The sequence below is a fragment of the Nocardia sp. CC213A genome (genome assembly GCF_030766805.1).
Taxonomy (GTDB): domain Bacteria; phylum Actinomycetota; class Actinomycetes; order Mycobacteriales; family Mycobacteriaceae; genus Nocardia; species Nocardia otitidiscaviarum.
Genome location: NZ_JASFXA010000007.1, coordinates 301,067 through 316,442, shown reverse-complemented (window position 1 = coordinate 316,442; position 15,376 = coordinate 301,067). Strand labels below are relative to the sequence as shown.

Annotated in this window: 14 protein-coding genes; 4 read left to right on the top strand and 10 right to left on the bottom strand. The window is 67.6% G+C overall.

What is annotated here, in order from left to right; translation table 11 throughout:
* The first annotated feature begins 84 nt into the window (after positions 1–84).
* Both metE and QJS31_RS15880 read left to right on the top strand, forming a co-directional pair.
* Entirely contained in the window at positions 85–2,403 is a 2,319-nt protein-coding gene (metE, locus tag QJS31_RS15885) for a 5-methyltetrahydropteroyltriglutamate--homocysteine S-methyltransferase (RefSeq protein WP_306357028.1), read from the top strand.
* Between the two features lie 184 nt (positions 2,404–2,587).
* Positions 2,588–2,788, top strand: coding sequence for an antitoxin (locus QJS31_RS15880; RefSeq protein ID WP_282780631.1), 201 nt, complete (start codon positions 2,588–2,590; stop codon positions 2,786–2,788).
* A 132-nt stretch (positions 2,789–2,920) separates the two neighbouring features.
* Here QJS31_RS15880 and QJS31_RS15875 read toward each other — a convergent pair whose 3' ends face one another.
* The 3 genes from QJS31_RS15875 to QJS31_RS15865 all read right to left on the bottom strand — a co-directional run bounded on the left by QJS31_RS15875 (position 2,921) and on the right by QJS31_RS15865 (position 5,604).
* Positions 2,921–3,136 (bottom strand): hypothetical protein, encoded by a 216-nt coding sequence (locus QJS31_RS15875; RefSeq protein WP_029926201.1) that lies wholly within the window; start codon positions 3,134–3,136, stop codon positions 2,921–2,923.
* A gap of 129 nt (positions 3,137–3,265) precedes the next feature.
* On the bottom strand, positions 3,266–4,477 hold the full coding sequence (locus tag QJS31_RS15870; RefSeq protein WP_306357027.1) for an AI-2E family transporter: 1,212 nt from the start codon (positions 4,475–4,477) through the stop codon (positions 3,266–3,268).
* 74 nt (positions 4,478–4,551) lie between these two features.
* On the bottom strand, positions 4,552–5,604 hold the full coding sequence (locus QJS31_RS15865; protein WP_282780626.1) for an NAD(P)-dependent alcohol dehydrogenase: 1,053 nt from the start codon (positions 5,602–5,604) through the stop codon (positions 4,552–4,554).
* A 128-nt stretch (positions 5,605–5,732) separates the two neighbouring features.
* On the opposite strand from QJS31_RS15865, the gene QJS31_RS15860 reads away from it, so the two are divergent.
* Positions 5,733–6,827, top strand: coding sequence for a S1C family serine protease (locus tag QJS31_RS15860; protein WP_306357054.1), 1,095 nt, complete (start codon positions 5,733–5,735; stop codon positions 6,825–6,827).
* Here QJS31_RS15860 and QJS31_RS15855 read toward each other — a convergent pair.
* The 7 genes from QJS31_RS15855 to QJS31_RS15825 all read right to left on the bottom strand — a co-directional run bounded on the left by QJS31_RS15855 (position 6,824) and on the right by QJS31_RS15825 (position 13,865).
* Entirely contained in the window at positions 6,824–7,393 is a 570-nt protein-coding gene (locus tag QJS31_RS15855; RefSeq protein WP_306357026.1) for a vitamin K epoxide reductase family protein, read from the bottom strand. The genes QJS31_RS15860 and QJS31_RS15855 overlap by 4 nt on opposite strands.
* The gene (locus tag QJS31_RS15850) at positions 7,390–8,175 is read right to left on the bottom strand and encodes a thioredoxin domain-containing protein (protein WP_306357025.1); all 786 of its coding nucleotides are present in this window, start codon (positions 8,173–8,175) and stop codon (positions 7,390–7,392) included. Before QJS31_RS15850 ends, QJS31_RS15855 begins: the two co-directional genes overlap by 4 nt.
* A 159-nt stretch (positions 8,176–8,334) precedes the next feature.
* Positions 8,335–9,186: a polyphosphate kinase 2 family protein gene (locus QJS31_RS15845; RefSeq protein ID WP_306357024.1), complete on the bottom strand. Its 852-nt coding sequence runs from the start codon at positions 9,184–9,186 to the stop codon at positions 8,335–8,337.
* Positions 9,187–9,284: 98 nt separating this feature from the next.
* Positions 9,285–9,980: an ESX secretion-associated protein EspG gene (locus QJS31_RS15840; protein ID WP_282780616.1), complete on the bottom strand. Its 696-nt coding sequence runs from the start codon at positions 9,978–9,980 to the stop codon at positions 9,285–9,287.
* Positions 9,981–10,251: 271 nt separating this feature from the next.
* The gene (locus QJS31_RS15835; RefSeq protein ID WP_282780613.1) at positions 10,252–11,493 is read right to left on the bottom strand and encodes a trans-acting enoyl reductase family protein; all 1,242 of its coding nucleotides are present in this window, start codon (positions 11,491–11,493) and stop codon (positions 10,252–10,254) included.
* Between the two features lie 22 nt (positions 11,494–11,515).
* Positions 11,516–12,961, bottom strand: a complete 1,446-nt coding sequence (locus tag QJS31_RS15830; RefSeq protein WP_282780611.1) for an AarF/ABC1/UbiB kinase family protein — start codon at positions 12,959–12,961, stop codon at positions 11,516–11,518.
* Between the two features lie 211 nt (positions 12,962–13,172).
* Positions 13,173–13,865 carry a TetR/AcrR family transcriptional regulator gene (locus QJS31_RS15825; RefSeq protein ID WP_051037801.1) on the bottom strand — a complete coding sequence of 231 codons (693 nt, stop codon included), beginning with the start codon at positions 13,863–13,865 and terminating at the stop codon, positions 13,173–13,175.
* A gap of 236 nt (positions 13,866–14,101) precedes the next feature.
* Between QJS31_RS15825 and QJS31_RS15820 the strand changes: the two genes are divergently transcribed.
* Positions 14,102–15,355 carry a DUF445 domain-containing protein gene (locus QJS31_RS15820; RefSeq protein WP_029926183.1) on the top strand — a complete coding sequence of 418 codons (1,254 nt, stop codon included), beginning with the start codon at positions 14,102–14,104 and terminating at the stop codon, positions 15,353–15,355.
* The last annotated feature ends 21 nt before the right edge of the window (positions 15,356–15,376 follow it).

The following is a 15,376-nucleotide window of genomic DNA, read 5'->3' as shown; positions in this document are numbered from 1 at the left end:
GCATGACGGGTGACGGCTCTTAGCTGGGCGCTGAATACACGGAGAGGCGGGGGAGTCCGCAGCTCGGAAGGGAGTATCCCGCTCATGGTCAACCTCACCGACGGCTTCGGATCGAGCATTCTGGGTTATCCGAGGATCGGACCGCACCGAGAACTGAAGCGTGCTCTGGAGTCCTATTGGCAGGGCTCCTCGTCTCGGGAAGCCCTGCTCGCGGTCGGGCGGGAGATCCAGGAGAGCCAGTTCCTCGAGCTGGCCGCCACCGGACTCACCCAGGTCCCCGGCAACACCTTCTCCTACTACGACCACATCCTCGACAACGCGCTGCTGTTCGGCGCGGTGCCGAAGCGGTTCGAGGCGTATCGCGAGGAACTGCACCCGCTCGACTTCTACTTCCTGATGGCGCGCGGCCGCCCGGACCTGCCGCCGCTGGAACTGGTGCGCCTGCTCAACACCCAGTACCACTACCGGCAGCCCGAACTGGACGCCGACACCCGGTTCTCACTGCACCCCGAGGCGCTGCTCGACGAGTTCGACCGCGCCAAGGAGCACGGCATCGAACTGCGGCCGGTCGTGCTCGGCCCGCTGTCGCTGCTGCTGCTGTCCAAGACCGGACATGTGCCCGGCGAGACCGAATTCGACAAGCTGGAGCTGCTGGACCGGCTGCTGCCGGTGTACGAGGAGCTGTTCGAGGTGCTCGCCAAGCGCGGCGCGACCTGCGTGCAGCTCGACGAGCCGTGCTTCACCAGCGAGCGCTCGCCGTCCACGCTGGAACTGTTCGAGAAGACCTATGAGCGGCTGTCCAAGGCGCCGCTGCGGCCGCGGCTGCTGGTGACCGGACAGTACGGCGATTTCGGGGAAGCGCTGGAGATTCTGGCGCGCACCAAGGTGGAGGCCATCGGCCTCGATCTGGCCAGCTACCGGATCACGCCCGACGAACTCGCGAAAATCCCCGGCATTCAACGCAAGCGGCTGTACGCGGGCGTCATCAGCGGCACCAATGTGTGGCGCGCCGACCGCTACGTGACGCTGGAATACCTCAACGCCATCTCCAAGGTGTGCCCGGATCTGGTGGTCTCCACCGGCACCACGCTGCTGCACGTGCCCTACGACCTGCTCGTGGAATACGAGCTGGAAGAGCATGTGGCCGAGCGCCTGGCCTTCGCGAAACAGAAGGTGCTGGAAGTGGTTTCGCTGGCGAAGGCGCTTACCGAGGGTCCGTCGGAGAAGTGGCGCAAGCGTCCGCGTGAGGTGCACTTCAAGCAGAAGCACGCGGTGCGGCACCGGGTCTACAACATCACCCCGGATATGCGCGAGCGCGAGCCGTACGAGATTCGCCGCGTGGCCCAGCAGGAGCGGCTGAACCTGCCGCTGGTGCCCGCCACCACGCTCGGGTCCTTCCCGCAGACCACCGCGATTCGCCAGGCGCGCTACGACCTCGGCCAGGGGCGACTGTCCTACGAGGAGTACCGCAAGCGCATCGAGGCCGAGATCGAGTCCACCATCCGGTTGCAGGAGGACATCGGTCTCGACGTGCTGGTGCACGGTGAGCACGAGCGCAACGACATGATCCAGTACTTCGCGGAGCTGCTCGACGGCTTCGCCACCACCCACTTCGGTTGGGTGCAGGTGTACGGATCACGCTGCGTGCGACCGCCGATCCTGTACGGCGATGTGGCACGGCCGAAGCCCATGTCGGTGGAGTGGATCAGCTACGCGCAGTCGCTCACCGACAAGCCGGTCAAGGGCATGGTCACCGGCCCGGTCACGATGCTGGCGCGTTCGTTCGTGCGCCAGGACCAGCCGCTGTACGAGACGGCGGACCAGGTGGCGCTCGCCATCCGGGACGAGGTCGTGGATCTGGAGAAGGCCGGGATCGCCATCATCCAGGTGGACGAGCCGTCCATCCGCGAACTGCTGCCGCTGCGCCCGAAGGGCCGCCCCGAGTACCTGCGCTGGGCGGTCGGCGCGTTCAAGCTGGCCACCTCCGGCGTCAAGCCGGAAACCCAGATCCACACCCACATCGGCTATTCCAGCCGTGAGGACGTGGTCGCGGCCATCGACGAACTCGACGCCGACGTCACCGCCATCGTGGCCACCCGCTCCATCGAATGGGTGCTCAACGCGCTGAAGGAGGACTGTGCCGAGGGGGTGGGCCTGTCCCACGGTGTCGGCCCCGGTGTCTACGAAAGCCGCTCCGCCCGCATCCCCGATATCGACGAGCTGGACGAACTGCTCTCCGCCGCCGCGGAAGCCGTGACACCCCAGCGCCTCTGGGCAAATCCGGACGGCGGCCTGAAGACCCGCCACCACTGGCAGCTGGATCCGTCTCTGCGCAACCTGGTCGCCGCGGCCCGCCGCGTCCGCCGCCGCGCGGAGGCCGCCGCCGCGGAGAAATCCGCGTAGGCACGGACAGCCGAGCGGCGCACGGAGCGGGGTCGCGTCGACACAGCCTCCGCCCGCGGGTGCGAACCTAGAAGCTCGAGTGCACTCGAGGTCAAGGTCACCGTTGCGAGGTGCAGCGAGGTGCGCGCCGCGGCGGCATGCGCGGGTTAGCCTGCTCTGGCACGTTTTCGAGGTAGGAGGCGACATGGGATTGTTCGACAACTTGAAGGATGCCGCGGGGAAGGCCGCCGATCTGGCGGCGCAGCATGCAGACAAGCTGGAGCCGGTGGTGGACAAGGCGGGGGATGTGATCGACCAGAAGACCGGCGGCAAGTACGCGTCGCAGGTCGATACGGCGCAGGAGGCGGCGAAGAAGGCGCTGCGCGAACAGGCGGGCAAGCCGTAGCGAGGTGCTCGACGCTGAGCGACCGGCGGCCGCGTTGCCGCCGGGTTCGCTACCGCCGCACCGCCGTTCGCGCCGCCGGAGCGGCCGTCGCCGGGACCGTCGGTCCGGCCGGGTGCGGGCGCATGCGCGGGCTCAGTAGCCGCCGTTGTGCTTGTGGTCGTGGCCCCACTCGCCGTAGTGCTTCCAGCAGTAGTCGCGGTCGTAGCCGCGGCTGTCCCGGTCGCAGTAGTAGTGGTAGCCGCGGTCGTTGCGGTCGCCGTGGTCGGCGGCGGCGATGCCCGCGGTCGAGGTGAGGGCGGCGGCGGTGGTGGCGAGGGCGATGGCGATGCGCTTGGCGGTCAGGGACATCGGGTGCTCCGTTTCGTCGGTGACGGTGCCGGAGGTGGCTTCCGTCGGTGCACACCATGTTCCGGGGAAACGGCCCTCGGGTCTGTCGGCGTCTGAACGCTGCTTGTGTATCCGTGCCGACATTCGGGCTCAGTCCTTCCGCGCGGGAGCCGGATGCGGTCGCCGTAGCCGTTCCCGCCACGATTTGCGCTGCGCACCACCGGTTTTCAGTGAATCCGTCGGCTCGTTCACCTCGTACCGGCGGATATACGCGCCGATGAACGCCTGCGCCGTCGCCGTCACCGGAATGGCCAGCAGCGCCCCGGTCGCGCCGAACAGGGCCGCGCCCGCCAGCACCGCCCCGAAGGCCACCGCCGGATGCATGTCCAGCGTGGTCGCCGTGATCCGCGGTTGCAGCACATAGTTCTCGAACTGCTGGTACAGCACGATGAACAGCAGTATCCACAGCGCCGTGCGCGGACTCTGCGCCAGGGCGACGATCACCGGCAGCGCACCCGCCAGGTAGGTGCCCACCGTCGGAATGAACTGGGAGACCACGCCCACCCACAGCGCCAGCGCGAACGCCGAGGGCAGATCGAGCACCCGCATGGCCGCGTAGTGCGCGAGCGTCGAGGCGAGGGCGAGCAGCGCTCGGGAGTACAGGTATCCGCCGGTCTTCTCCACCGCGATATCCCACGCGCGCAGCACATGCTTCTGTTTCTGCGGCGGCAGCAGCGAGCACACCGCGTTGCGGAACCGCGGCCCGTCGGCGGCGAAATAGTAGGTGAACAGCAGGACGCCCAGGGCCTGGAACAGCACACCGACGGCGGTGGTGCCGATACCCCACACATCCCCGGCCAGCCCGACCACGTACTTCTCCAGCGAGGTGCTCATCTCGGCGGCCTTGCGCTGGATATCGGTACCCGAATAGTCGGTGTGGAAGGTCGAATTGATCCAGTTGACCGCGTCATCGGCGAACTGCGGCGCATTGTCGACCAGCGACGACACCTGCTCGACCACCAGTTCGCCCAGCGTCCAGACGAAACTGACCAACACCACCAGCACGCCCAGGAACACCACCCCGGTGGCGGGTCCGCGCTTCCAGCCGCGCGCCGCCAGCCAGTTCACCGCCGGTTCGATGGCGAAGGCCAGGAACAGCGAGACGACCAGAATCGTCAGCAGCCCCTTGAGCTGCTGCAACATCCAGAAGGTGATGACCAGCGCCGCCACCGTGACCGCCGCGAGCAGATACGCTCGCGGCAGCCACCCCGGCAGCACGGAGGAGACGGGGACACGCGCGGTCTCGTCGCCACTCTCGGGCGGACGGCCTGCCTGCTCGGGCACACCTTCATGGTCGGACACAACGGCCAACGTAGCCGTGAACCGGTGTCAGTGGCGGCGCGGACCGCCGCGTGTCATCCGCCGGTCGGCGGAGCTCACATGGTGGCCGTGTCGATCACGAAGCGATAGCGCACATCGCTGGCGACGACCCGCTCGTACGCCTCGTCGATCCGGTCGGCGGAAATGGTCTCGATCTCCGCGCCGATGCCGTGCTCGGCGCAGAAGTTCAGCATCTCCTGGGTCTGCGCGATGCCGCCGATCATGGAGCCCGCCAGCGAGCGCCGGTAGCCCGCGATGGTGAACGGTTTGACCTGGAGCGGGTTCTCGGGCAGGCCCAGGATCACCAGCGTGCCGTCCAGGCGCAGCAGCTTGAGGTAGCTGTCGATGGGCAGATCGGCCGACACCGTATTGATGATCAGGTCGAAGTGGCTGCGCAGGTCGCGGAAGGTCTGCTTGTCGCTGGTGGCGTAGTAGTGGTGCGCGCCGAACGTGCGCCCGTCGGCCTCCTTGCTCAGCGAATGGCTGAGCACGGTGACCTCCGCGCCCATGGCGGCCGCGATCTTCACCCCGACATGCCCGAGCCCGCCCATGCCGATGATGGCGACGCGCTTGCCGGGACCGGCGTTCCAGTGCCGCAGCGGGGAGAACAGCGTGATGCCCGCGCACAGCAGCGGCGCGGCCACATCGAGCCCGATGCCCTCCGGAATCGACACCACGAAGCTCTCGGTCACCACGATCTGGGTCGAGTACCCGCCGAGGGTGTATCCGCCCGGCTGGAACTCCTCCGGCACGGGCGTGTTGTAGGTCATGGTCGCGCCGGGGACGCAGTACTGCTCCTCCCCGGCCAGACAGGGTTCGCACTTCCCGCAGGAATCCACCATGCAGCCCACGCCCACTCGGTCGCCGACCTGGAACTTGGTCACGGCCGAGCCGACCGCCGCGACATGGCCCGCGATCTCGTGGCCGGGCACGCACGGATACTTCGCACCGCCCCATTCGTCGCGGGCGGTGTGGATATCGGAGTGGCAGATACCCGCGTATTCGATATCGATCAGCACGTCGTGCGGGCCGAGTTCACGGCGTTCGATGGCGACCTTCTCGAAGTGGCCATCCGGTGCGGAAACGGCATAGGCGGCAGCTGTGGTCATAGCTACATGCCTACTCCCGCATGCCACGATGAGCCAACCTTTCGTCTGTTATGTCACCCCGGTGCGCTGTGCTGGTACTACTGGAAGTACAAACGCCGGGCCCACGGGCACACAGGAGGCGGGTGGCGATGCACGAACGGGAACGGGAGCGAACCGGGGCCGGACGGTTCCTCGCGCTGGTGGTCGCCGCCGTCCTGGCCGTCGGTGCGCTGCTCGGCTACCAGGGGGAGCTGCCCCGCTGGCCATTCCGAGCCGATGCCGTCGAGCACAGCCTGCTCGGTCCGCCGCTGCCGCCGCTGGACGCCACGGTGGTCTCGCAGGTTGTCGAGCCCGCACTGGTCAATGTGAACGCGAGTGTGCGGCCCTTCGGGCTCGGGGCCGCCGGATCGGGCATCGTACTCACCGCGGACGGTCAGGTGCTCACCAGCCATCACGTCATCAAGGGCGCGGAGCGGGTGCGGGTCACCGATATCGGCACCGGCGCGGAATACCCGGCCACCGTGCTCGGCTACGACTCGAGCGCCGATATTGCCCTGCTGGAACTCTCCGGCGCGGACGCGCTGCCGGTCGCGCGGCTGGGCAGTTCTATGCCGCTGCGGATCGGCGACGAGGTGCTCGCCATCGGCAATGCGGGCGGCACCGGTGCACCGACCGCCGTGGGCGGCACCATCACCGGTCTGGACAGCGCCATCGTGGCCCGGGATTCGGCCGACCTGTCCCGCAAGAACCTGACCGGCATGATCGAGATCGCGGGCGCGGTCAGCGCGGGGCAGTCCGGCGGCGCGCTGGTCGACCGGTACGGGGCGGTGGTCGGCGTGGTCACCGCCGCGTCGGGGGAGGTGCAGGAGCTGCTCGGCCGGGACCCGAGCGGGTACGCCGTGCCCATCGACGACGCCATGGCCGTGGTGCGGCAGATCCGTTCCGGCACTTCCACCGACACCGTACAGGTCGGACCGACCGCCACTCTCGGCGTTCTCACCAAAGACGACCGCGACGGCGGTGCGCGCATCGACCTCGCCATCCACGGCCTCCCCGCCCATGCCGCGGGCCTCACCGAGGGGGAGGTCATCGTCGCCGTGGACGGTCAGCGCATCGCCACGGCCACGGCGCTGCGCGCCGCCCTCAATTTCCGGAAGCCGAATGACGTTGTGCGCCTGGATCTGACCGGGCCCGGCGGGCAGCGCACGGTATACGTGACGCTGAGCGCCGGGCCGCCGAACTAGACCAGATCCAGCCAGTAGTCCTGGAACTGGAGGAACAGGATCAGCACCACCACGGCGTAGTAGACGGCGACCACGGTCCACCGCCACTCCACCACGATCTGCAGGATTCCCCGGGACCGCTCGAACAGCTGCCCGGTGGTGACGGCCAGCAGCACCGGCGTGGCCGCCCACACCACCATGCACCACGGGCACATGGCGTGAATCCGGTACGCCGCCTGGAAGATCAGCCAGCCGATGAACACCATGCCCAGCACCAGCCCGAACCACAGGCCACCCCAGAACCAGCGCGGGAAGCCGATTCCGGCGATGCCCAGCACCGCCAGCGTCACCACCACGGAGAAGCCGACGATGCCGATGAGCGGGTTGGGAAAACCGAAGGCGGAGGCCTGATCCGATTCGATGACGGTGGTACAGGCCACCACCTGGTCGATACTGCACAGCGGCTTGAACCCGGGATCGGTGAGCAGCTTGAACTTGTCGACCGTCAGCACGATCGACGCGATCCAGCCCGCCAGGCCGCCGATCAACAGCGCCCAGGCGGCCTTGGGCGTAGCCGTGATGATCACTTCGCCGCGGCCTCGATCACCGGTCGCAGCCCGCCCTCGGTCATCAACTCCTGCTGGGTCTGCACCTGCTCACCGTTCACGTACACCGACGGCGTCGACTTGACCCCCGCGTCGAAGACGGCCTGCGTCTCGGCCTGCACGAAGGCGGCGTACTTGTTGTCCCGAATGGCCTGCGCCACAGCGGGATCGGTGTAACCGGCCGAGGTCGCGATCTCGATCAGCTGATCATCGGTGAGGCCGGGACCGCCGCCTTCGGGGGTCTGCGCGGCGAACAGCTTCGCCAGGAACCCCTGGAACTTCGACGGATCGGTGGTGCCCACCACGTACGCCGCATTGGCGGCGCGCGAGGAGTACTGGTTGCTGGAGGCGCGGTCCAGGAACGAGATGATGTTGTACTCCACCGCGGCGGTGCCGTCGGTCACCGACTGCTCCAGCACCTCGCCGTTGGCCTTCTCGAACATGGCGCAGGCCGGGCACTGCGGGTCCGCGACCACCTGGATCTTCACCTTGGCGTCGGCGTCACCGACCCGAATGGCGCCACCCGGGGTGAGGTTCGGCGGCACCGCGCCTTGGCTGGAATCGAAGCCGAGCGTCGGGTTGAAGGCCGTGGATTCGTCTTTGTCCTCCCGGCCCATGGCGATGCCGATGATGATCGCCGCGACCAGGCCCACCAGCACGGCGGCCACCACCACCTGAATGGCGATCTTGCGATTGCGGTCGGACCGCTGCGCCGCCGCGAGCGGGTTCTTCCGAAGATCCTGCTTGCTCACCTGTGCGTTCACCACGCCTTTCTGTCGCCTCGGACCCCTGCGCCTGCATCGTACGGCCGGGACCGCGAGATTTGCGTGACCGCTGACGGCCGCGACCAGACACACACGAGCGCCATCATGGCGGGTGAACCTGAGAGATTCCTGGTACGCGAGATCCTGGTAGGCAGCGCGTCAGGACTTCAGCAGTCGGCGCTTCTGCTCCTCGATATCGAAATTCGCGGGCGGCCATTCCAGCTTCAGGCCCTGGAGGGCGTCGATGAGCAATTCGGTGACGGCCAGGCGCGAATACCACTTGTGATCGGCGGGCAGCAGATGCCAGGGCGCGTACTCGGTATTCGTCCGGTCCAGAACGGCCTGGTACGCCTCCTGATAGGCGGGCCAGTAGGCGCGTTCGTCGATATCGGCCGGGTTGAACTTCCAATACTTGTCGGTGCGTTCGAGGCGCTGCATGAGGCGCTTGCGCTGCTCGTCGAGCGAGACGAACATGGCGACCTTGATGATCGTGGTGCCGCCGTCGACCACCTTGCGCTCGAATTTGTTGATCTCGTCATAGCGTTTGTCCCACACCTCCGGCGGGACCAGTTCGTGGACGCGCACCACGAGCACGTCCTCGTAGTGCGAGCGGTCGAAGACGCCGATCTGGCCGGGGCGGGGCAGCGCCTTGCGAATGCGCCACAGGTAGTGGTGTTTGCGCTCGATCTCGGTCGGCACGCCGAAGGCGGCGTGGTCGACGCCCTGCGGATCGACCGAGCCGATGACGTGCCGGACGATGCCGCCCTTGCCCGCGGTGTCCATGCCCTGCAGGACCAGCAGGACGCTGCGCTGGTCGCCGGATCGGCCGTTGGCGTACAGGCGTTCCTGGAGATCGGAGAGCACCACGGCCCGCTCGGCGAGCAGTTTCTCCCCGGCCTTCTTGTCGCCCTTGAAGCCGGGGGTGGCCGAGGTGTCGAATTTCTTGACCTTCGTACCGTTCGCCCGCAGGGCCTTGGTCACCGGAACAGACCAGGTAGTCGACTTCGCCATCTCTGAGATGTAGCACGGCGGGATGGCCCCGCGTGGCGGACTCGCCGAAATCCACCCGTTGCCAAGCGTTCACCCGCTTGTCGCCGGAACCGGAGGATTCACAGCCGAGCCATGTGCATGAGCGCGGCGGCGAAGTCCTCATCGTTCACCGGGGTCAGCGTCAGGTCGGCATCGGTGGTGAGCAGATAGCGGCCGTCGTCGGAGAAGTCCAGCCAGGTGCGATGCCGGGTGGGCGGGGACAGCGGATTGGCCGGAGCCACCGACACGGTGATGAAACCGCGCCCGTCCACCGGCTCGTTCAGTTTGCGGCGGAAAAGGGCTGCGTCACCCCGGGTTTCGTGTTCGGCGCAGCGATGGCCGCCCGCATCGCGCAGCACCGCGTCCTGGGGTTCCCGCAACGGGGCGAGGCGACCGGCCGGTGCGGAGCCGACGGCCTCCACCAGCTCCCGGCCCAGGCGCTCGGCCGGGCACACCATGACGCTCACGGCGTCCGGCAGGCCGATCAGCACTCCGGCGCGCTGCTGCGCCACCGCGGCGAAGGCGCGGACGGCCGGACCCGCGGTCCGCTCGCCGAACAGGGTGACGGTGGTGGCGTCGGAGCGGGCGCACAGCATGAGGGCGGCCGTGAGTTCCGGATCGGTGCGGCGCAGGAACCGGTGCCGCAAACGCTGTGCGGTATCCGGGGTTTCGGGCGTGGGGATGGTGTGCAGCGGATAGGGGCGGCGGTCCTGTCGGGTCTCCCGGGTCCAGATCAGGCTGAACTCCTCGGGAGTCAGCAGCCATTTGGTGTTCACGGCAGGCGTTCCCCCTGGTAGCCGGGATGTGCCGAGCGATTCCCGACGTCCGATGCGGACATGTAGGGCGTTCCCCTTTCTGCGAGCACCCCTGCGTCCCGCTGGGGACCCTACCGGAGCTCCCGAATCGGTGTGTGGATCCGGAAGTTGCTCGAATGTGACCTGGCCCACTATGGATTCCGATTTTGGATATCCATTTTGGATACCGCGCGGCAGACGGAAGCGCGGTCGTCCCGCGGGCGGCGCCCCCGCATGCGGAGGCGCCGCCGGATCAGGCGGTCTCGACCTCGACGGTCATCCCGGCGGCGCGCAGCCGCTCGGTGAGCGCGTCACCCATGGCCGAAGCGGGAGTGAGGATTCCGGCGATCTCCGGCAGTGTGTCGAAGGCCAGCGCCAGCCCCGACTGCCCGAGCATGACCGAGGTGGCCTGATAGCCCGGATCGCCCTGACCGGCGAAGGTGCACACGTATTTCGCCCCGGAGGTGGTGTGCGCGAAGGTGCGCATGGTGAACCACCCACTGCGGCGGGCGCTTTCGCTCGGTCCGGTGCCGGGCTTGGGCACCATGCGGTCGAGCAGCCTGCGCCCCATCGCGACGCGCGACAGCACCGCGCCCGCGGCCATGGTCGCCACGATGCCGCCCGCGACCCCGGCGGCCACCAGCGGTGCGGTGGTGGACGATCCGACGCTCATGACCTCCCGGTAGCGGAAGTTCTTGCCGTACGGCCAGCCGAGCAGGCCGTTGCTGCGGCGCACCACCTTGGTGTTGTGCGCGGCCATCACGAAGGTCGCCACCCAGCCGTCCAGGCTGGGATCGATGCTCGACGCCCGGGCCAGCGCCTGATCGGTCTGGCGGCCCACATCGGGGTCCAGGGATTTGTCCGGGCTGAGCGAATACGGATGCGACATGATCGACGCCTTGGCCGGGTCGGCCGCGATGGCCTCCATCATGGCCCGCCCGGAATCCACCGTGCCGCCGCTCATTCCGCCCTTGAGCCACGCCACCAGCGTGGTGTCGGTCAGCTCGCCGGTATTGTCCGCGACGCTGCGCCGGTACAGCTGGTACACGCTCAGATCCGACGGAATCGAGTCGTAGCCACAGGAATTCACGATCTTCGCACCGGTCTCGGCGGCCTTGTCGCCGAAGCGGTCGATGCATTCGCGGATGAACAGCGGCTCACCGGTGAGATCGGCGTAGTGCGTGCCGTTCTCGGCGCACGCCTGCACCAGCGGCAGACCGTAGCGCAGGTACGGGCCGACCGTGGTCACCACCACCTTGGTGCGCGCGGCCAGCGCGTCCAGCGATGCCTGATCCGACGAATCCGCGATCACCAGCGGCCAGTCCGCTGCGGCCGCACCGAGTTCGGCGCGCACCGCCGCCAGCTTCGCTTCCGAACGGCCCGCCAGCGCGATGCGCGCGCCCGCGGGCGCGGCCTGGGCGAGATATTCCGCGGTCAGTTTTCCTACGAAGCCGGTCGCCCCGAACAGTACGAGGTCGAATTCCCGATCGGCCATTGCCTTCTCCTCATGCGGCGGTTCACGCCTTGGTGGTGGTGCGTTTGCGGGTGGTCTTCTTCTTGGCGGGCGCGCCCTTCGATTTCGGCTCCGGCGCGGGGCGGGTCGCCAGCCAGGCGTGATGCGCCTTGCCCAGGTCGGTGACCGGTTCGTCGTCGTAGAGCCATTCGCGGGCGATGCGGTGCCAGTTGTTGGTGGCCTCCAACTGCCCGAGCATGCCGAAGGTGAGGAAATCCGCGCGCCGCGAGAACAGGTGCTCCGGCGGCAGATTCTGCTGTTTCATCCCCGCGAACTCACTGGCCCGCGGATCCACCGCGAGCACGAACGCCCCGGAGGCCAGCTCGGGCGTGATGGTCAACTCCTGGTCGATGAGCGCCCACTCGCAGGCCGCCAGCACGTATTCCAGGCACTCCTCGGGCGTTATCTCCTCGGGTGACTCGATCACGCCACGCTGCACCATGAGGTCACGCAGATCCTCCGCGCGCTCCTCGGCGGCGGCGCGGATGCAGGTGATCTCGAACTGGACGTGCTCGGGATCCATCCGGTTGAACAGCCCGAAATCGAGGAAGGCGACCCGCCCGTCATCGCCGAGCAGCAGATTGCCCGGATGCGGATCGCCGCAGAATTCGTTGAAGGTGAACAGCGAACCCACGTAGAAGCGGTAGATGATCTCGCCGATGCGATTGCGCTCGGCATCGGGCAGCTGCCGGATCTCGTCGAAGCCGCGGCCCGCGAAGTACTCGCTCACCAGCACCCGGGTGGTGGACAGCTCCGGCATGGTGTCGGGTACGACGATGAACGGATGCCCCGCGAACAGCCGCGCGATCTCGCGCTGGGTATCGGCCTCGGCGACGTAGTCGAGTTCGCTCTCCAGATTCAGCCGCAGCTCGTCCAGGACCGCGGGCGTCACCCAGGGCATGGCCGACTGCAGGACGCGGCGAAACATGGCCAGATTCTTCAGATCCGCGCGCACGGCCGCGTCGATACCCGGGTACTGGACCTTCACCGCCACGGTGCGGCCGTCGTGCAGGGTGGCGCGGTACACCTGTCCGATGGAGGCGGCGGCGATCGGTTCCGGCTCGAAGGTGGCGAAAACCTGGTCGAGCGGTTTGCCGTAGTCCTCCTCGATGACCGCGCGCATGACGTCGAAGTCCACGGTGGGCGCGCTGTCGCGCAGCACGGCGAGGCGGCGCTGGAAGCGGTCGCGGTGTTCGGGCGGCACCAGATCCAGGTCGAGCACCGAGAGCATCTGCCCGAGTTTCATGGCGACGCCCTTCATGGTGCCCAGCACCATCACCATCTGTTCGGTGGCCCGGATCATGGACTCCTCGGCCATCCGGGCGCGGACGGCCTCCGAACGCCCCCGCATGGAACGCCGGGTCTTCTGTGCGCGCAAGGCATTACCGGCGACCGCCATACCGAGCTTCGTCCCCCGCGCCAGCCTGGATGTGGGCAGCTCTTTCGCCATAGGTGACCCTCCAGAAGGTGTCGGCGCCCCCGTTGGTGCCGACTCGGCGGCTGTTCCCGCACTCTCGTGCCCGCCGTTGATCAGACTAACCAAAGGGCCTCGATCCGGCCTAGCACCGTGTGTCTGCCGAACGGACTACCTCGGTGCGGATTGTTGCCGTGCGGATTTCCGCTCCGTGGAAAGTTCGGTCGGCAGGAACCGGATCGGCCCGTCAGGCCCGGTTTTCCGGATCCGGGAGCACATGCTCCTGGGCGTTGAACCACTCCCGCGAACCGCCCGCGCGGATCATGCCCTCGATCGCGCTCCACGCCATCATGGTGAGGTAGTCGAGCATCTCCTCACTCGACATGGTGCGATTGGTGACCCACCAGTCCGTCGCCAGCTGCACACCGCCGACGAGGACGTACGCCCACAGCATCGCCCCGCGCGTATCGACCTCCCGGTCGATCGCCTTGTCGGTGATGACCGCCGCCACCACCTGCGCGAACAACTTCTCGAAGTCGGCGAGCGTGGAGGTGTCGGTGGAGGCCCCGTTGCCCATGATGAAGCGGTAGACGTCGGTGTCGGCGTCCACCGTGTGCACGTAGGCGGCGAGCGTATTGCGTACCAGCTGATATTCGTCGAGGTCGTCGCTGATGGCCTCGTAGATGCGCGGCATGAGCGTGGTCTCGATGAACCGCTCCATGGTGGCCCGCGTCAGATCCTGCTTGTCCGAGAAGTATCGGTACAGGACGGTTTTGGACACGCCGATCTCGGCGGCGATCTCGTCCATGCCCACATCGCCACCGCGCTTGCGGATGGCGGCGAGGGTCCCGTCGACGAGTTCCTCGCGTCGATCTATCTTGTGCTGCTGCCAGCGTCGCTTGCGGCCGTCCACGCGGCCGGGGCGCGCTGTGGTGTCCATGGCGGCGCTCACGGTCTCCTTCGTGGTCAGCGTCGACTCCCTCGCTCGCGTTCCGGTGCTGGTCCCCTTCAGCTTAAGCCTCGCATGCGCCCGATATCGCGGTTCGGGCGCGGCCCGGTAGCCGGGCGCAGTCGGCGCGACACCGCAGAATGGAACATATGGAGCAACCCACCGGCAGCACCGGGGTACTCGAACCGACCAAGAAGAGCGCGCCGACCGGGGCCTTCGCCGACCTCATGGACGAAGAGGGCAAGGCGCGCGACCTACGGCGGATGAAATTGGTCGCCACCGCCTTCCTGGCCGTGGCGACGATCATCTATCTCTTCTGCCGCTGGACCGAGTCGCGTGGCGCGGGCGGCGACTGGGTCGGTTATGTGCGGGCCGCGTCCGAGGCGGGCATGGTCGGCGCGCTGGCCGACTGGTTCGCGGTGACGGCGCTGTTCCGGCATCCGCTGGGCCTGCCGATTCCGCACACCGCCATCATCCGCAAGAAGAAGGATCAGCTCGGCGAGAGCCTCGGTGATTTCGTGCGCACCAACTTCCTGTCCCCGGACGTGGTGGCGGAGAAGGTGAATTCGGCCCAGATCTCGCTGCGCCTGGGCCGCTGGATGGCGAATCCGGAGCATGCCGAACGGGTGGCGGAGGAGTCGGCCACCATTCTGCGGGCAGTCATCGGCGTGCTGCGCGACGAGGATGTCGAGCAGGTCATCGACCACACCATCGTCAAGCGCATCGCCGAACCGCTGTGGGGGCCGCCGATCGGCAAGGTGCTCGACGAGCTGCTGGCCGACAACCGGCAGCAGCCGCTGCTGGACCTGCTGGCCGAGCGGGCGCATCAGTGGGCGCTGGGCAGCCAGGAGACCATCGACCGCATCGTCGAACGCGACGCTCCGGGCTGGGCGCCGAAGTTCGTCAACACGCTGCTGGCCGAGCGGATCTATCGGGAGTTGGTGGAATTCACCTGGAAGGTGCGCTCGCAGCCGGATCATGAGGTGCGGCAGGCGGCGAATCGGTTCCTCTCCGAATTCGCGCACGATCTCCAATTCGACGACGCGATGATCAAGAAGGCCGAACGGGTGAAGTCGGAACTGATGGGCCGGGAGGAGATCACCGGTATGGCGCATGCCACCTGGCGGGCGGCCAAGCGGATGATCCTGGAGTCGGCCGAGGACCCGAACTCCACCCTGCGGCGCAAGGTGGCCGACAATGTGCAGCAGTTGGGTCAGCGGCTGGTGGACGAGCCGGGTATGAGCGAGCGCGTCGATGGCTGGGTCGAGCGGGGCACCCGTTATCTGGTGTCCAACTACGGCCAGGAGGTCGCGACGCTGGTCAGTGACACGGTTGCCCGCTGGGATGCGGAGGAGGCCAGCCGGAAGATCGAATTGCAGGCGGGCCGCGATCTGCAATTCATCCGGATCAACGGAACGGTGGTGGGATCGCTCGCGGGCCTGGCGATTTATTCCATATCGCATCTGCTGTTCCAAGGCTGACGACAAAACTGGACAAATGCC